We start from the raw sequence: 17,854 nt of genomic DNA, 5'->3' as shown, positions 1-17,854 counted from the left end.
TCCCCCTTTCTCTCCCTGATTAAAGTCGATCTACTATCGTAAATATTCCTGTTTGTTGATCAAAATCAATAATGATTCCTTTTCCGTGGCCTACTCCTTCCACCTTCCAAAATTCATTAGAATCACCCATGACCCACTTGCTAAGAATCCAGCGAATGGGGCCGCCGTGGCTAACAATAAGAATGGTTTCGTTTCGTCCTTTGGTTGAACAGATTTGTTGGAGCCAATTGTCGATCCGTTCGCCAAGCTGAAGCAGGGATTCACCATTTGGTGGGGCCGTTTTATAAGGATTATTTACCCACATCTCCAATTGATTCTGATCATCCAACTTGATATCCTCATAAGTTTTACAATCCCAATCCCCAAAGTTCAATTCCCTTAAGGAAAATACGGGCAATGGCTTAACTTGAAACTCTTCTCCAATCATTCGGGCACTTTCGTTAGCCCTGGACAAGTCACTGGAATAAATCACGTCAATTTGTTCGCCTTTATTTTTCAACTTACTAGTCAAGACTCGAAGCTGCTTTCTGCCCTTATCATTTAATTCAGCATCATAATGACCAAGGTAATAGTGGTAAGAATTCTCGTCCGTTTCTCCATGTCTTACAAGAATCAATCTTGTTATGGTCATGGCTGAATCCCCTCATGGGCCACCTCTTTTAAGGCTTGTAGTAAACAGTCATTTTCTTTCTTTGTTCGAATCGCGATCCGAAAATCCTGGCTTGTCAATCCTTGATACATGGCGCAGGAGCGAATTAAGATCCCTCTTTCTCCCAACTTCCATTGCAACTCAGCAGCGGCTAGTTCATCCGTAATTCTTATTAATAGAAAATTTGCCTGTCCAGGGAATACCATCCATCCCAATTGTTCTTCTATTGACTGTTTAACATAATTTCTTTGTTCCTTAACAAGTGCAATGGTTTCATCCTCGTATTCCCTTTCGTTAAGAACTGCTTCCCCCGCAATGAGTGCCATTTGATTGACGCTCCACGTTACTTGCTTGGCTTGAAGTTTGCCAATAAGCTCGGGATGTGCCAGCACATATCCTAGACGAAGTCCGGGAATCGCATAAATCTTTGTCATGGAACGCACAATCAGAACATGCCTATATCGTTCCAATTTCTGTAGAAGAGTAATATGCAGCTGCTTGGGAAGAAAATCAATAAATGCCTCGTCTATCACTAGATATGTATTGGTTTTTTTTGCCTGTTCAGCAATCTGGACGAGCTCTTCCATTGTATACAGAACACCGGTCGGATTGTTTGGATGGCCGATGAACACAAGGTCTGATTCTAAAAGCAGTAAATTTAACTCTGAAATGTCTGGTTTAAAATCAAGTTCAAGCTTTCCATAACAAGAATTGATTTTGGCACCAAAGGCCACAGACAACTGTTCATATTCAGAAAAACATGGGTAGATTAAACCGACTGTTTTGGGCTGTAATCCTAAAAGAATTAAGGAGATACACTCTGCGGCTCCATTCCCTATTAAAATCTGATCATCGGAAACCCTATTCCTCTCAGACAGCTTTTGTTTGAGAACTCGATGGGCAGGATCTGGATAATGAACAATGGTTTCCAGCCGCTCCTTTAACAAATCTAATACTTTTGCAGGTGGACCAAGCGGGTTAATATTTGCACTAAAATCCAGGAATTCGCCGGAAGCTTTATTAAATACCTGATGAGCGGTAAGTAAATCACCGCCATGCCCATATTTTTCAATCAGCCTCATTAAAATTCAATTCCCTTCACTGCAGGTATTCCTTCATCATAATAATGCTTTACTGCCTTCATCTCTGTGACCAAGTCCGCCGATTCCATGATTTCTTCTTTTGCAGAGCGGCCGGTAATAACAAGATGCATTTCCTTTGGCCGCTGTTGGATTAATTCTAGTACCTCCTGTAATGGCAGGACATCAGCGATTGGGAACCTTTCTATTGCCAAAGCATTATTCAGTTCATCCAGAATTACCACATCATATCCTCCATTAACCACTCTATCTTTCGTAAAGGCCCAGGCTGATTTTAATGCCTCTCTATGTACTTCTGGGGTTTTTGTCCAGGTAAATCCAGCTCCCATTTGATAGATTTCAATTCCCAATTTCTCAAAAATTATTTTCTCTCCATACGTTCTTTCGGGAGATTTTATAAATTGGATCATAATGACTCGCTTTCCCCGACCGGCTGCACGAATCGCAAGGCCAAGAGCGGCCGTTGTTTTTCCCTTGCCATCACCTGTGTATACCAGAGTGAGTCCGCTATTTTCTTTCGTCATCATTCGTCTCCTTCTTTCTCTTTTGAAACTCCTGCAGAATCAAAGGTGGCCATCTCTTTCAGCATTAATGTTGCAGACTGTAAGATCGGAAATGCCACTGCTGCCCCGCTCCCTTCACCAAGGCGCAAATCCAAGTCAAGAATCGGTTTCTTTCCTAATAATTGAAGGGCGATTAAGTGCCCAGGTTCGACTGAACGATGCCCTACGATCATATAATCACTCGCTGTATGGCAAATTTCCTTTGCCATCAGTGCCGCTATGGTACAGATAAAACCATCAACAAGAATAGGAACACGATTCGCAGCAGCCGCTAACATGGCTCCCGTCATGGCAGCAATTTCCAGCCCGCCGATTTTCGCAAAAATGTCGATTGGGTCCATTCGATCTGGCTGTCTTTCCCTTATAGCCAAGGAAATGACTTCTTGTTTATGGATGATTTGTTCTGAAGGAATGCCTGTCCCACGGCCGACAAGGGAACTTACTTCCTGACCACTTAAAACGGCGAGGATCGCACTGCTGGAAGTTGTATTGCCAATTCCCATTTCACCGAGAATTAAGCATTTGCATCCCTGGTGTATCATCGCTTCGGCTCGCTCATATCCAACTGCTATTGCCTTTTCAACATCTTGCCTTGTCATGGCATCCTGTTTACAGAAATTAGCTGTGCCATATCGAACCTTGCGATGCACGGCACCTTCCGCTGCAATTTCTGCTGCAACGCCAATATCCACTACTTCAAACGCTGCACCGATTTGCTTGCTAAAGACATTGATCGCAGCACCCCGATTTAGAAAGTTCAAGACCATTTGAACAGTCACTTCTTGTGGAAATGCGGATACACCCTCTTCGACTACACCATGATCGGCTGCAAATACTATCACGCCAGGAGGTGTAACAATCGGAAAGTCTTCAGAAGTTATTTCTGCCAGCTGAATGGCCAGTTCCTCCAATCTTCCTAAACTGCCTAGAGGCTTGGTTAGGTTATCAACATACGCCTTTACCTTTTGACCCATCTCTTTATTTAAAGGCTTAATATCAACCATTATTCCATTCATCGCGGAATCCTCCCATTTTGAAATTCCATCATTTTTTGGTGAATATAATCTAAATTTACATGTGCGCGTACATGGTCTGCCAGACGGTTAAACGCTTCTTCACGTAACTGATTAAACGAAATCCGCTTGTCAATCGGAGCTAAACCTTTTGTTTTGCGAAGGTGATTGAGCAGTTCCTTCCGAAATTCATCATTATGAAAAATACCATGAAAATAGGTGCCCATTACTTTTTCATCCACTGTAATGCAGCCGTCTGCTCCATTCTTCGTTTCAATGAAGCGCAGTCCTTCTTCTTTTTTCACAGTTTCCCCCATATGAATCTCGTAACCTGTCACAGCAAAGCTTTTGCCAAATAGATGTAGAACTCCATTTGACAGCACGGTGGTCTTTTCTTTTGAAATAGTGGTCTGGATCGGCAGCATACAGAGTCCTTGTACTTTTTGTTCCTGGGATTCAACGCCAAATGGGTCCTGAATTTCCTCGCCAAGCATTTGATACCCACCGCAAATCCCGAAAATCATAGCCTTATGATTCTGCTTTAATTCTATTATTCTTTGAGCTAGGCCACTGTTTTTTAAAAACAAGAAATCATCCATCGTATTTTTGCTACCTGGCAGAATGACTAAATCGGGTTGTTGAAGCTGTTCAGGTTTCGTTATAAAACGCACATGGCAATCAGGTTCAGAAAAAAATGGATCCACATCTGTAAAATTAGAGATTCTAGGATATTGAATTACAGCGATATCTAATTCCCTTTCCATATTGGGGCTAGAGGTGTATTGATTTAAAATCACAGAATCCTCTGCATCGATATTTAAATGGTCTAGATGTGGGATAACCCCAAGAACAGGCTTTCCTGTGTATTCTTCAAACCATGTCAAACCAGATTCTAAGAGAGAAAGATCACCCCGGAATTTATTAATAATAACCCCAATAACCCGATCCCTGTCTTCTGGCTCTAATAACTGCAGGGTGCCTACTAAACTGGCAAACACGCCGCCTTTTTCAATATCCCCTATCAAAATGACAGGAGCATCAGCCAATTTTGCGACCCGCATATTGACCAATTCCCGATCATTCAGGTTAATCTCTGCAGGACTTCCTGCACCTTCAATCACAAGCCGTTCGTAACTTTCTGAAAGCACAGATAGAGATTCCTTGATCAGTTCAATACCTGTTAAGAAAAACTCTTTCCGATATACACCAGCTTCCAAATTTTTATATGGTTTTCCATGTACGACAATCTGTGCTTCATTATCGCGGTTTGGCTTTATTAAAATCGGGTTCATATCGGTAGTGGCCTGAATACCAGCCGCTTCTGCCTGTACACCCTGGGCTCGGCCAATTTCTTTTCCATCTATGGTGATATACGAGTTTAAGGACATATTTTGCGATTTAAATGGAGCCGTTCTAAATCCATCTTGGGTAAAAATACGGCAAAACGCTGTAACGAGTACACTTTTCCCGGCATCTGAACTTGTCCCCTGAAACATGATCGGAAGCGCCTTAGCCATTTTGTTGAAACTCCTTACATTTTTCTATCCAATTTTCTACCAACTCCGGACATGACCCAAAATGAAAATGGGTATAACCAGCGATCAAATTTCCATTCATATAGCCCTCTTCCTTAAATCCCCGCATTCCTTGCGTCTGATAGGCATGCTGAAATTCTGTTCTCGGATGGAAGGTAGAGTAATGAAATTCATGTCCGCGGGCAATCAGATTACCCTTCAGTAAAAAGTTCCCCTCTTCACCTCTAATTTCACGATACCCTAAAGCTTGCAGCCTTGATTGCATTTTCACTTTTCCAGGAATGATGCCAACCATTGCATAGCTTTTTTCATCTGTTGTTTCCAGATATTCAGTTAGATACATAAAACCGCCGCATTCCGCCAGGGTTGGCAGGCCTTTTTCGATCGCAGCCCGGATGGAACGTTTTACTTCGGTTTTTTCTGCCAATTCTTCAGCAAATTCTTCCGGGAACCCGCCGCCAATATAAAAGCCGTCTATTTGATCAGGTAATGGTTCACCTTTTAATGGTGAAAATTCAATTAATTCTGCCCCTGCAGCTTCTAACATTTCAAAATTTTCCTGATAATAAAAGTTAAAAGCTGCATCTCTTGCAACAGCTATTTTCACTGCGTTCTTTTCCTTCAAACCAAACTGGGAGTTAGGGATCTCTAACTTTGCTGCCTTTGCGAGCCCATATAAAGCATCGACATCTACCGTTTCCAGGATGGTATCACCAAGCTGCTCAAAAAACGGATTTAGTTCGCCTCGTTCGACAGATGGAATTAATCCTAAATGACGTTCAGGAATGGTCAGGACTTGATCTTTTTTCAAATAGCCAAGTACCGGAATACCGCACTCTTGTTCAATCGCAACCTTGACGATTTTGAAATGCCCTTCACTTCCCACTTGATTAGCGATCACACCAACTATTTGTGTTTCTTTAAGAAACTCTTGAAATCCCTTGACAATTGCTGCTGCGCTTCGGGCCATACTGGCACAATTAACAACAAGAACAACAGGGCTTTTCGTGATGATACTAATCTCAGCAGTTGAACCCATATTATTCGTTGGATCTTTGCCGTCAAAGAATCCCATTACACCTTCAATAATCGAAATATCCGCTCCCGTGCTGGCACGGTTGACGATCTCTTGGACCATTTTATGATCCAGCATCCAACTGTCAATATTTCTTGAAACCCTTCCGGTAACCGCCGTGTGGTAGGTCGGGTCAATATAATCCGGGCCGCACTTAAAGCCTTGAACTGTATATCCTTTTTTCCTTAAAGCAGACATCAGCCCAATCGTAATTGTTGTTTTGCCTACTCCACTGCCTGTCCCTGCAATGACAAGTCTGCGATCTGACATGTTCTTTCCCCCTCTTACCGATTTCAATGCCGAATTATCGCGACTGAAATCGTTACATTGCCTGATTTCTTCTTCACAATCTCCAATTTATCTGCACCACTATACAACTTGGCTGCAGGTTCACTTACTCCATATGCTCCAGTAAATTTCAAAACTGTTTCTGAAGGCTCTTCTATTTTAACCGAGTTTAGTTCATCAGGGGTATAACAAATAAATTCCCATCGATTTTTAGCGGCTGCCTCCAGCAATCCGGCTTCATCCTTCTTTAAATCTATCGTGCAAATCGCCTTGACGCTTTTTTTCGAAAATTGCAGCTCCCGTAACGTCTCGTCAATAACAGCTTCTATTTCTTCTGAAGATGTTCCGCGGTTACAGCCTATACCAAGAACGATTACTTTTGGTCTGTATAATACGCCTCTATGTAATATGGCATTTTCCTCTTTTGTTAGAGTTCGATGAGTAATCACTAATGCCGCATTCGATTTATTAATTAATGCTTCTGCAATCGATGAATATAGGTGGATATTTTCCGGAAGGGGACGTCCATAATTCCACCATTCCTTCTCCCCTGACTCCTGTACGACCGCGATCTTTTCTTCATTTACCACAGCTGCGCTCACGGGTGTCAGTTTCTCCGCTGAGTCCCAAACCCAGCCAAACCGTTTCCCCAGCAAATCCACAGCAATTGTTTCTTGAACATCAGCAGCTGTTGTAATGATGGGACGGGCATTTAAGGCAGAAGCAACCTCTTTTGTTAATTCATTGGCTCCGCCAATATGTCCCGAGAGAACACTGATCACATTCTTTCCTTTTTCATCAATCACCAGGACGGCGGGATCTGTTTTCTTATCCTTTAGCAGCGGAGCGATCAATCGAACTACTGCGCCAAGTGAAATAATAAAGATTAACCCTTTATATGTTTTGAATAGAACGGGAAGTGCCAGGCGGACATTTCCGGTAAATAGTTGAATTCCGTGTGCCTGTTCGTCACCTTTTTCAAATTTATTTGGATAAAAAACATCAGCATTTTGAAAGGAATGGCCAAGCTTCCGTGCAAGCTCTACACCGTGCTTAGTAATGGCTACGACAGCATAATCGCCATTCTGCTGAATAACAGGCTTTTGACCTTCGTGCAGCACGATCATCACGCCTCCACCCCTCGCCTAAATCCATGTGTAAAGGTTTTATCATACAGTTTTGAACGATAATTTTGCTCATGAACCTTTTCATCAAGGGCCCATCCGGCTAGAATCATGGCTTGTTTACGAATTCCGTTTGCCCTCATATCTTCATCTAAACGTTCCAATGTGCTTCTAACAATTTTTTGATCTGGCCACGATGCTTTATACACAACAACAACAGGAGTATCCTTGCTCCAGCCAGCATCCGTCAATTCCTTGACAAGCTTTTTCGTCAAGGTCGCACTTAAGAATAGGGCTATTGTGCAATGGTGTTTTGCTAAATCTGACAGTTTTTCAAATTCAGGTACCGGTGTTCTTCCTTCCGCCCTTGTCAAAATAACCGTTTGCGTTAAATCAGGAATGGTCAGTTCGGCTTGTGCCGCTGCTGCCGCTGCAAATACAGAACTAACACCTGGAACAATTTCGACGTTAATTTCCTGTTTTTTTAAAAGAGCCATTTGCTCCATAATGGCTCCATATACGGCAGGGTCCCCTGTATGGATACGAACAACCTTTTTTCCTTTCCTGATTCGGTCAGCCATTATATCGACCATTTCCTCTAAATGCATGCCTGCTGTTTTTAAAATTTCTGCAGACGGCTTTGCTTTAGCGATTAATTCTTCATTCACAAGAGAATCAGCATAAAGAACCACATCTGCTTCTTTAAGATGTTTAAGCCCCTTTACCGTGATTAAATCCGGGTCTCCTGGACCTGCACCGATTATATATAAGGTCATTTTCTCACCACCATTAATGTTAAATATTCCAGCTCCACTCCATCCAGTTCATCGGCCTTCCAAATAATCTCTTCATCTGATGTGACCTTTGTAACGACAGAGGCCTTTTGAAGCAAATCCAAATCACGTAATACTTCAAGTATTAAATCGATTACTTTCGCCACTTTGATAAAAATGACACAATCATTGTCTTCGATGACTTTTTTCATTGTTTCATAGTCATCCCTTGCTGGGACGATGGCCACATGCTCATCACCGTCTGCAAGCGGAATTCCAAGCCTTGATGCAGCTCCGTTGAAAGAAGAAATACCTGGTACAACTTCAATGGGTACATCCGGGTGTTTCTCTTGCATTAACCGCATCATATGAATAAAGGTACTGTATAACAGAGGGTCTCCTTCTGTTACAAAGGCAACATCCTTGCCATCCTTTAACTTCTCCCACACATTTTCTACTGTTTCATTCCATTTTATTTCCAATGCTTCCGGATCCTTGGTCATTGGGAAAACTAGGCCAAGCATTTCCTTTTCATTTGGCTGAAAATAGACGTCAATAATGCGGTGTGCATAGCTTTTGCTTCCTTTTTGTTTCTTCGGATAGGCAATGACAGGCGATTCCTTTAATTTTCGAAACGCCTTTACAGTGATTAACTCGGGGTCCCCTGGTCCAACCCCTAAACCGTATAATGTTCCAAGCATAAATTACTCTCCTTCCTTACGGCGTGCTTCCATGATGTATACTGGATTCAAAGCTTCCAATCTAGTAAGATTCAGGATTGGCTTACTTCTTGAAATTTGCGCAAGAGTAATTTCCGTGTGATATCCCCGTTCTTTAAAGGCCTGCAGCGCTTCTGACAGATTTTCGATTGTCGCAGCATTAAGCACGATACGGCCTCCTTCTCGTAAACGGCTGCAGCAAATATCCAAGATGTCTCCCATCCCGCCTGCTGTTCCCCCGATAAACACGGCATCAGGGTCTGGGAACGTCTCTAAACCTTCTGGTGCCTTTCCGTGGAACAGCGTCGCATCAACACGAAACTTAGCCATATTTTGTTTGCAGTTTTCTAAATCCCCTTCGTTCTTTTCAATAGCAAAAATTTGTCCTTCCTTTGCGATTTTCGCAGCTTCAATCGCCACCGAACCCGTACATGTCCCGATATCCCAAACAATACTTTCTTCCTTTAATCGAAGGGCACTAAGACTTAAAGTGCGAATCTCCTTTTTTGTTAACAACCCTTTATCCGGCTTCCGCTGAAAAAACTCCTCATCCTCAATTCCGATAGACCAATGAGGTGCTTCTGCTATTTTCTTTAAAATGACAACATTGAGCGGTGAAAATTCAGTATCCTTCATTTCTTCGAGATTAAACCAACGGCATCGTTCGTTACTGCTCCCAAGATTCTCGCCTACATATGCCTGATATTCAGACATACCGAAGGAGAGTAAATACTGGGCAATTTTGTTCGGTGAATTTTCTTTGTCTGTTAATATAGCCACTTTCTCTTTTCCATCAATCCGTTGCACGAGTCCTTTCATACTCCTGCCATGCACACTTGTAAAATAGGCATCCTGCCATCTTTCTTTCATTCTAGCAAAGGCAAGCTGAACGGAACTTACATAAGGATAGATTTCCAACTGGATTTTAGAAGCTAAGTAGCTTCCAATTCCAAAAAACAAAGGATCACCAGAAGCCAAAATGACCACCTTTCTTGTTTCCGAGCATAGGCGTTCCACTAGCGAAGATAAGCCGCTCTCAATTGCTAATGTTTCACCATGATAATCAGGGAAGAATGAAAGCTGCCGCTTTCCTCCTATTAAGATTTCACTTTCATATATCCACTTTTCATAGATGGGAAGTAAGCTAACTTTCCCTTCATCCCCGATCCCGATCATTTTAATATGAGCCATCTTTAAGCATCGCCTTTCCTAAAAATTCCCCTTTTAACGTATATAAACTGGTATCAACATCAATACCGCCGTCCACTTCCTTCATTGCTTCCATGCAGCAATAACGGCTTAGCTTTTCAAAAAAAGAATGATAACCATTTGCTGCCATCAGATCTCCAACCTGCGAAGCAGTATTAGCATGTTTAATTTTCTCGACCAACTCAGAATCTGCACCCGCATGAAATGCCAGATCAGCTAAAAATTGAAAATCAATAGAGGAGTTATTAGCATGAACCATCATAATTCCCATCGCGACCTTTGAGAATTTACCCATCATTCCAACCATTGAAACTCTTTTCGCACCTTGCTTCTTACATTGTTTAAGAGTGAACCCGATAAAGTCACCCATCTCGATAAACGCTTCTTCCGGGAGATCAGGGAATTGCTTCATGGCATATTTTTCACTTCGTCCGCCCGTGGTTATGACAATATGCTCACACCCGCTCGCCCTTGCCACACTAATTGCCTGAAGGATACTGGCTTTATATGCCGCCGTAGAAAAGGGCACAACGATGCCGCGAGTGCCAAGTATCGAAATTCCCCCAAGAATACCTAAGCGCCCATTTAGTGTTTTTTTTGCAATTTCTTCGCCATCGGGAACAGAAATGACAATTTTAATGCCTTTTTTTATACCAAATTCTTTTAAAACCTGTTCTGCCGTCTCATGGATCATCATTCGCGGCACAGGATTAATGGCTGCCTCCCCGACAGGAATCGGCAAGCCTTCCTTCGTCACCCGGCCAACCCCGACTCCGCCGTCAAGATCTATTCCGGCATCGTCCTTCCAGGTTACAGTGGAAATAATGGCAGCGCCATGCGTTGCATCAGGGTCATCTCCGCCATCTTTAATGGTACTTGCAATCGCCGTTTGCCCCATGATTTCACAGCTTTCAATGTGAAAGGTAACAAATCGCTTAATCGGTAAATAAATGGTGGATTCCGTCTGATATTCCCCTGTTATTAATGCTATCAGTGCCGCTTTTGTTGCCGCTGTTGCACATGATCCAGTCGTATATCCTTCACGCAGTTTTCCTTTTGGTACTTCCAGCATGGTTTATACCTGTTCTGCAAGAATGGAAATCGCGTTTAATGCGGCAACAGTAATGGTACTGCCGCCTTTCCTGCCAATGTTAGTTATAAATGGGATGTCGAGCTTGGCTAATTCGTCTTTTGATTCAGCGGCTGAGACAAAACCTACTGGCAGCCCAATAACAAGACCTGGTCTGGCCTCACCTTCTTTAATAAGGCGGATCAGTTCAAGCAAGGCGGTTGGAGCATTCCCGATCGCAAAAATTCCGCCTTCCGCCTCTTTTACTGCCTTTCTCATAGAGATGATGGCCCTTGTGGTATTTAATCGTTTTGCTTCCTGTATAACATCTGGATCAGAAATATAGACTTTAATCTCGCCTCCATACTTTTCAATGCGAGCTTTATTGGCTCCGCTTTGAATCATTTGAACATCTGCCACCACCATTTTCCCGCTTCGTATGGCTCTAATTCCAGCCTGGATGGCATCGGGATGAAAGAGAACACTTTTCCCCAATTCAAAGTCTGCAGATGCATGAATGATTCGCTGTACAATCGGATATTGCTCATCTGTATAGGAATGCTCACCAATTTCTTCATTAATCATTTCAAAGCTTCTTCCTTCAATTTGCTGCGGTTGAACCGTTAATGGTTTAAATTCCGTACGAAAATCCATTTCCAGCACTCCTTATCATTAAGATTGTTCTATTTTCAGATCTATTAAGTTTTGAATCTCTTGAATGACACTATGAAAATCCGTATAAGCCATTCCATAATTCATTTTTGGACGGCCAATCATAATCACATCGATCCCAAGTTCAATGGCTGCCTCCACTTTTTCATCCACCGATCCTACTTTTCCGCTTTCCTTCGTAATCATTAAAGTTACACCATATTGCTTATAAAGAGCCTCGTTAAACTCCTTTGTAAATGGCCCTTGAATGGCTACAATATTTTTTTGCGGAAAGCCCAGCTGTTCGCATTTTTCCATATTATCAACACGGGGCAGCATACGGCAGAGCAATCGGATATCGGGAATTCCTAATAATTTCTTCGTAAATACCTGAAGCGTTTTGCTTCCTGTTGTCAACATGACAACACCCTTTTTGGCTGCTGCAATTTCAGCTGCCTCCTCATAGCTTTCAACAACCTTCATCCTATCGTATTGGAAGGTTTGTGACTCCCGTTCATAGCGGATATAAGGGATATCCGCTGATTTGGCAGCACTGATAGCATTTTTTGATGCTTCTTCTGCAAACGGATGGCTGGCATCCACCACCACTTGTACATCTTTAGCTTTGATTAGCCCAGCCATTTCTTCTTCTGTTAATCTTCCTGCTTTTACGTCAATACCGGATCCCTGTAATTCCATTGCTGCATTATCTGTCACAACGGTAGCAAGGAGACTATAGCCTGCTTTTTTGATCTCAATCGCAAGTGCACGCGCGTCGCTTGTCCCTGCTAATAGTAAAATCATCTTCGCTCCCCCGCCCTTTGCTCTTCGTGTTTATGGTTGTGGCCGTGGCCGTGGTCGTGGTGATGGTGATGGTGATGGTCATGGTCGTGATCATGATGATGGTGATGATGAACATGTTCCATCGCATTTACCCGATATTGACATGTATCACAGTTCATCTTTACTTCGCCTGCCAGCGCTTCTTCAACTCGCTCGATAAGAATGGTTTGCAGTTTGGGGTGGTAGCCAAAATAACCCGCCAATTTAAATTCTGCTGAATTGTATTTGTGTTGGAAGGTCACCATCATCTCTTCTAACCGTTTCATCAAAATTCCGGTAAACAAAAAGTATGGCAGGATAACAACTTTCTTCGCACCGAGCTTTATGCATCGCTCGATTCCTTCATCTGTTAGTGGATTTGTTACCCCCATAAAGGCAGGTTCGACGATTTTGTATTTTGTTTTTTCCCAAAGTAATCTGGCAATCTTGTATAAATCACTATTCGCATCCGGATCACTGCCGCCCCGCCCCAACAAGAGAATGGCTGTATCGGCTTCAGGCTGTTCGAGATTCTCGCCTAGTTCTATTAATCTAGTTTTTAAGATTTCAAATGTTTCTTCATGAACCCCTATTGGTCTACCATACGTAAACTGAACGAACGGATATTTTTCCTTTGCCTCATCTATGGCTGCCGGAATATGGATTTTAGAATGGCCTGCCTGAAGAAGCATAATAGGAATAACTGAAATATGTGTGGCTCCTTTTTCAACGCATACATCAATTCCTTGATTTACGGTCGGTCTTTCAAATTCTAAAAAACAGGTCTGAACCAGAATGCCATCATCCCAATTCCCTCTGATCGTTTCAATGAACTGACGGACTTGATCATTTCCTTCTCGATCTTTACTTCCATGACCAACAAATAAAATTGCTTTCAACATAATTCCTCCCCTTTGGATAAAATCTTTGCCTTTTTTCCTTACTCCCCGCAAACTGGAACTTCAATTTTTATGGTTGGCGTCATATCTTGATACTCAAATCCTTGGATACGTTTGATCCGTTTAAAGAATTTGTAGAAGCGTTCATTTGGAAAGGCCTTCTGTTTGTATTCCTGGACAATTTGTTCGACGACGTCGATGATTTTCTCAGGGGAGATTCCCTCCGCAACCATTTGCCCAGGATGTGCACTCCGACCAGCTGTCTTTGCCCCTAAAAATAAATCAAATGCCCCTTTTCGATATACAATACCAATGTCCTCTTTTACTGCTCCATAACAAGCCATTCCGCACCCGTTTACCCCTATTTTTAATTCTTTAGGCAGCTCCATTCCACCAAGCTTTTCATAAAGCTCCTCTGCATAAGGAATGGCGTCTCGCTTTTCCCCATCGCAAAAATCGCAGGCTTTTACTGTCAGGACATCCCCAATCGGTGATATTAAAAAGTCTGCCTGGACTAATTTTTCCACAATTTCATTCGGCTCCGAGGTTAAGATTTGCAGCTTTATATAGTGATCTGGTGTGTATTCCATTCCCCCATCTTCACCGACTAGTTCGGAAAGAATCAGCATTTGTTTCGAGGTGAATTTCTTATTCGCTATACCAGGGCTAACTGCCAGTTCAAAAATAGATGGATAGTCTTGTTTAACCATCTGGGAAAAACTTTCGCTTTCACCAAGAATCATGTTTAATGCTTCTTCTGCCCATTCTCTTGGCGATTCTTTTACTGGTATTGAAAATTCCTTATTCTTCATCGTTTTCAAAGCATCGGCTTGCTCCAATGCCCATGGTTCGGCCTCCCTTTGTAAGCGCTGATGAGGTTTTAATGGCTGAACCGATTGAGTTAGAGTATATTTCCGTTGATAGCCCCTTGGAGTAATCATTAGGTTGTCATAGAAAAATGTAGAAGAATTTCCGATAATAACGGTTGTTAACATTCCAATTTCATGATCAAGCATTTCTTTTAGGTTGGTTAAGACCACATGCTGACTATCACGGTACGCACTCTTCACCAATCCTACCGGTGTGTCGGGAGAACGATGCTTTAAGAGAATTTTTTGTGCCTCCATTATTTGCCTTGTTCTTCTCCCGCTTTTTGGATTATAAAAGGCTATAACAAAATCAGCCTGAGCGGCTGCCTCGATTCTTTTTTCGATTAATTCCCATGGTGTTAAATGGTCGCTTAAACTAATCGTGCAGGCATCATGCATAATGGGTGCTCCTAATAGGGCTGCACAGGAGTTAATCGCGGAAATTCCAGGTATTACCTCAACTTCTACTCCAGCGTCTTTTTTCCACCCTTTTTCAATTAACACTTCGTATACAAGGCCTGCCATCCCATATACACCGGCGTCACCGCTTGAAATAACCGCAACCTTCTTTCCCTGCTCCGCCTGTTTTACTGCCTCCTGAGCCCTGGTCACTTCTTCAGTCATTCCAGTACTGATAATTTGCTTTCCTGTAATCAGATCCTTGATCAAATCAACATAGGTTTTATAACCAATGATCATGTCGCTTTCTTGAATAGCCTCTCTTGCGCGTTCTGTGATATGTTTTTCATCGCCTGGTCCAAAGCCGATTACTAACAGTTTTCCCAACATCCTTTTAGTCCTCCTTGCAAAAATACAAGACTCTCAAACTTATAAATTCATTGAAATCCAATTCTATACTCTATTTTTTTCAGACTTTGACACACCAGCAATACAATCTGTATTTTCTGTCTGTATGAACCCTTCACTGCCATATTGATAAATAATATGTTCTTGCAAATGTCCCTTGCCTGATAGATGCTCTCGGACAATCTTACTGCCTATTTCTGGAGTTACATTCTTATACCAGGTTCCTTCTGGATAAATGATGGCAACCGGAGCATCCTTGCATCTTCCATTACACCTTGTTCGTGTTGTATGTATGAGTGAATCTAACTCTAAATTAGCAATCTCATGACGAATGGCTTGAGTTGCTTCTTCTCCACCCTTTCTCATGCAGCTGCTGCCGTTACAAATTAGCACATGGTGTTTCGTTCCTTTTAAATTCCAGGTTGTCATATGACACGCTCCTTTTTTCAAATAGGCTCTGTTATTATTCATTGTTGATTTTCGTGTAGGTACGAGAATTCATAAGCGGAGAATTCCCGGCTAATGTCTAGAGTAGAAGTTTAAGAAGCAGATATAAGCGGAGGGATTCCGATTAACTGCTCTAAATATGACAAAAACCACAGATTTGGATAATATAAAAGGAAAAACTTCCTTTATTTTTTAAGGAAATAGGGGTATTTCCCAATTTAAACGGAAATTTACCGTTTATTTTTCAAACACAGTGAAATCAACATTCAGCTATAACAGAACCTTCAAATAAAAAAAGCACCCTATGAGAAACAATAGAGGTGCTGTGAAAATTCACACAATGAAAAAACGATATGTATGATTCGGCACTTCTACCTATAATCCCGTAGGTTTATGAAGTTATTAGGTTAAAGGCAGGTCTCCTGACTCAGGTTCATCGTTCCATTGCGTCTTCCCGAATACTTCAGTGACTTTTGCAATGAACTCCCCTATACAGTGGCGGGTACCGTGACGGATTTTAACCGTACTTCCCTTTTAAGCACATATTTCTTTAAATGTGCACCTTTCCTAATGATATTCAATTTTCAATAAAAGCTTGTACCCTCTAATTAAACTATGAGGAATAAAAATAATTTAGAATCAAAAAATCCGTTCAACTTAGGTTGAACGGATAAAACGTCAGCGTAAAGAAAAGTGTAGTGAATCACTGATTTTTTTCGCAAACGTTTCATCTTCTCAATCCCCGAAGAAATCGAAACTTTGATCGTTAAGACAGGTCTCCTGACTTGTGTTTCCTCCTACTTTAGGTCCTTCCCGTATACTCTATATAAAAATAAAAGATACAGTGGTTTTCCTATTTCGTCCACACTTACAGTTGCGGGGACAGCTCTGGTCTTTCACCAGATTCCCTATTAAGCCAATGGCATCTTTACGATCGTTTAACAATACTATTAATTTTTAATGTTATGACAAATTCCATACTAGTCCAACAAGAAAAATATATCAAGTTTTTTTTAGCGCTTATTGAAGATTGATCGTTTAGAACTATTCTGCATATAGCTGGGAAAAAGTAATTTTACTTGGAAAAAAGATCTTTTCACACTATAATTCTTTTCATTAATATGAATGGAATAGAGCGTGGATGAAAAATGAAGGTATTTGTATCAGAGAAATGCATTGCTTGTCATCGTTGTTATCTTTATTATCCTGAAGTCTTTGAAAAAGATGATGGCGGGTATGCAAAACCAAGAATAACGGATGATATTGATCGTACATATGAGGATATGGCTGTCGATGCCATTGAAACTTGTCCAGTTGGGGCGATAAGCTGCAATTGTGAATAAAAATAAACATAAAAAAAGAAGCGTCTCCACCTATCATTCGACTACAGATCAGGGCAGCCTCTTTTTTTAGTTGCAAGTCGATCCAACGATCCTTTTTTGCTAAATGCTAAACTGAGACTCTTTAACGTTTCCAATCTGGCTGAAAGCAGGAATAAGTCATGGTAATGGTGTTTTACATATTCATCAATTGTCTGGAGCCCATTTATAAATTGATCGACTAAGAGATGAGTGTTCCTTTCATCCCATGAATACTGATTAATTCTCAAAAGTTCATCTGCAATGATTTGAAACCGAAACTCTTCAATGAGAAGTTTAATTTGATATAATTTATCTCTATTTGTATAAAGGCTGTTATGGTCTACATAATTTTTATTAACATATCTAATAAAGCTATTAATATTCTCAGCAAGCATATTCGCTTTTTGCATCTCATAAATCATTTCTTCATCTCCTTAAATAAATACATTCTAAGGAGAGTGTATGTTTGGGGACGTTGTTTCAATACTTGCCATACAAGGTGTCAGGCACCAAACTCTTCTTTCCAATTGTCACAAAAAGGCCAAACAGACTTTCATCCAAACTCAGGAGCCATTAAATAACTTTTCTGGGGTTTATAAGAGAGCTTTTTTGCATTAACAATCTTATTTTTTGATTTCTTGTTAATTTTCGCCAGATTCTTACCTTGAATACCATTTGAAGTCCTCCTGTAAAAGGCAACTTTTGATTGTATTAATCATTGTAACAGACATTTTATTTTTAGAAAATTTCAAAAAAACGACGATTTCACCCCTCATTTTACAAATTTCACATCTATTCTTAATATAAAGTCCAACTTAAAATGATATAATGAAAAACTTGCGCTATAATTGTCGAAATTTCAATAAAAAAACTTGAAGTAA

General features: G+C 41.3%; 18 protein-coding genes and 2 riboswitches. Of the genes, 1 reads left to right on the top strand and 17 read right to left on the bottom strand.

Annotated features, from left to right (window positions below; all coding sequences use genetic code 11):
- Positions 1-19: 19 nt before the first annotated feature.
- The 16 genes from HPT25_RS17690 to HPT25_RS17615 all read right to left on the bottom strand — a co-directional run bounded on the left by HPT25_RS17690 (position 20) and on the right by HPT25_RS17615 (position 15,594).
- Entirely contained in the window at positions 20-631 is a 612-nt protein-coding gene (locus HPT25_RS17690; RefSeq protein ID WP_173067052.1) for a histidine phosphatase family protein, read from the bottom strand.
- Complete coding sequence (cobD, locus tag HPT25_RS17685) at positions 628-1,731, bottom strand: threonine-phosphate decarboxylase CobD (protein ID WP_173067049.1); 1,104 nt, start codon at positions 1,729-1,731, stop codon at positions 628-630. Before cobD ends, HPT25_RS17690 begins: the two co-directional genes overlap by 4 nt.
- Positions 1,731-2,273: a cob(I)yrinic acid a,c-diamide adenosyltransferase gene (gene cobO, locus HPT25_RS17680; protein WP_246277216.1), complete on the bottom strand. Its 543-nt coding sequence runs from the start codon at positions 2,271-2,273 to the stop codon at positions 1,731-1,733. Before cobO ends, cobD begins: the two co-directional genes overlap by 1 nt.
- Positions 2,273-3,328: a nicotinate-nucleotide--dimethylbenzimidazole phosphoribosyltransferase gene (cobT, locus tag HPT25_RS17675; RefSeq protein WP_173067043.1), complete on the bottom strand. Its 1,056-nt coding sequence runs from the start codon at positions 3,326-3,328 to the stop codon at positions 2,273-2,275. Before cobT ends, cobO begins: the two co-directional genes overlap by 1 nt.
- Positions 3,325-4,842: a cobyric acid synthase gene (locus tag HPT25_RS17670; protein WP_173067039.1), complete on the bottom strand. Its 1,518-nt coding sequence runs from the start codon at positions 4,840-4,842 to the stop codon at positions 3,325-3,327. The genes cobT and HPT25_RS17670 overlap by 4 nt, the downstream gene beginning before the upstream one ends.
- Positions 4,835-6,205 carry a cobyrinic acid a,c-diamide synthase CobB gene (locus HPT25_RS17665; protein ID WP_173067036.1) on the bottom strand — a complete coding sequence of 457 codons (1,371 nt, stop codon included), beginning with the start codon at positions 6,203-6,205 and terminating at the stop codon, positions 4,835-4,837. The genes HPT25_RS17670 and HPT25_RS17665 overlap by 8 nt, the downstream gene beginning before the upstream one ends.
- Before the next feature lie 23 nt (positions 6,206-6,228).
- Positions 6,229-7,350: a cobalt-precorrin 5A hydrolase gene (locus HPT25_RS17660; RefSeq protein ID WP_173067033.1), complete on the bottom strand. Its 1,122-nt coding sequence runs from the start codon at positions 7,348-7,350 to the stop codon at positions 6,229-6,231.
- The gene (gene cobM, locus HPT25_RS17655) at positions 7,350-8,123 is read right to left on the bottom strand and encodes a precorrin-4 C(11)-methyltransferase (protein ID WP_173067030.1); all 774 of its coding nucleotides are present in this window, start codon (positions 8,121-8,123) and stop codon (positions 7,350-7,352) included. The genes HPT25_RS17660 and cobM overlap by 1 nt, the downstream gene beginning before the upstream one ends.
- A complete protein-coding gene (cobI, locus tag HPT25_RS17650) occupies positions 8,120-8,821 on the bottom strand; it encodes a precorrin-2 C(20)-methyltransferase (RefSeq protein ID WP_173067027.1) in 702 nt (233 codons plus the stop codon). The genes cobM and cobI overlap by 4 nt, the downstream gene beginning before the upstream one ends.
- A gap of 3 nt (positions 8,822-8,824) precedes the next feature.
- The gene (gene cbiE, locus HPT25_RS17645) at positions 8,825-10,030 is read right to left on the bottom strand and encodes a precorrin-6y C5,15-methyltransferase (decarboxylating) subunit CbiE (RefSeq protein WP_173067025.1); all 1,206 of its coding nucleotides are present in this window, start codon (positions 10,028-10,030) and stop codon (positions 8,825-8,827) included.
- Entirely contained in the window at positions 10,017-11,120 is a 1,104-nt protein-coding gene (locus tag HPT25_RS17640; RefSeq protein WP_173067022.1) for a cobalt-precorrin-5B (C(1))-methyltransferase, read from the bottom strand. The genes cbiE and HPT25_RS17640 overlap by 14 nt, the downstream gene beginning before the upstream one ends.
- Positions 11,121-11,123: 3 nt before the next feature.
- Positions 11,124-11,771 (bottom strand): precorrin-8X methylmutase, encoded by a 648-nt coding sequence (locus HPT25_RS17635; protein WP_173067020.1) that lies wholly within the window; start codon positions 11,769-11,771, stop codon positions 11,124-11,126.
- A gap of 18 nt (positions 11,772-11,789) precedes the next feature.
- Positions 11,790-12,572 carry a precorrin-6A reductase gene (gene cobK, locus HPT25_RS17630; protein WP_173067017.1) on the bottom strand — a complete coding sequence of 261 codons (783 nt, stop codon included), beginning with the start codon at positions 12,570-12,572 and terminating at the stop codon, positions 11,790-11,792.
- Positions 12,569-13,489, bottom strand: a complete 921-nt coding sequence (locus HPT25_RS17625; protein WP_217269746.1) for a sirohydrochlorin chelatase — start codon at positions 13,487-13,489, stop codon at positions 12,569-12,571. The genes cobK and HPT25_RS17625 overlap by 4 nt, the downstream gene beginning before the upstream one ends.
- A 41-nt stretch (positions 13,490-13,530) precedes the next feature.
- Positions 13,531-15,147, bottom strand: a complete 1,617-nt coding sequence (cobJ, locus tag HPT25_RS17620) for a precorrin-3B C(17)-methyltransferase (RefSeq protein ID WP_173067011.1) — start codon at positions 15,145-15,147, stop codon at positions 13,531-13,533.
- A gap of 63 nt (positions 15,148-15,210) precedes the next feature.
- The gene (locus tag HPT25_RS17615) at positions 15,211-15,594 is read right to left on the bottom strand and encodes a (2Fe-2S) ferredoxin domain-containing protein (protein ID WP_173067008.1); all 384 of its coding nucleotides are present in this window, start codon (positions 15,592-15,594) and stop codon (positions 15,211-15,213) included.
- 413 nt (positions 15,595-16,007) lie between these two features.
- Positions 16,008-16,191, bottom strand: a riboswitch (cobalamin riboswitch).
- 174 nt (positions 16,192-16,365) lie between these two features.
- A riboswitch (cobalamin riboswitch) is annotated at positions 16,366-16,557 on the bottom strand.
- Positions 16,558-16,760: 203 nt separating this feature from the next.
- On the opposite strand from HPT25_RS17615, the gene HPT25_RS17610 reads away from it, so the two are divergent.
- Positions 16,761-16,955, top strand: a complete 195-nt coding sequence (locus HPT25_RS17610) for a ferredoxin (protein WP_173067005.1) — start codon at positions 16,761-16,763, stop codon at positions 16,953-16,955.
- Between the two features lie 41 nt (positions 16,956-16,996).
- Here HPT25_RS17610 and HPT25_RS17605 read toward each other — a convergent pair whose 3' ends face one another.
- Complete coding sequence (locus HPT25_RS17605) at positions 16,997-17,395, bottom strand: hypothetical protein (RefSeq protein ID WP_173067002.1); 399 nt, start codon at positions 17,393-17,395, stop codon at positions 16,997-16,999.
- Between the last annotated feature and the right edge of the window lie 459 nt (positions 17,396-17,854).

The organism is Neobacillus endophyticus, from assembly GCF_013248975.1.
In the GTDB taxonomy this organism is placed as follows: domain Bacteria; phylum Bacillota; class Bacilli; order Bacillales; family Cytobacillaceae; genus Neobacillus; species Neobacillus endophyticus.
The sequence above is the reverse complement of the archived record's forward strand: the minus strand, read 5'-3'. Positions and strand labels throughout refer to the sequence as shown.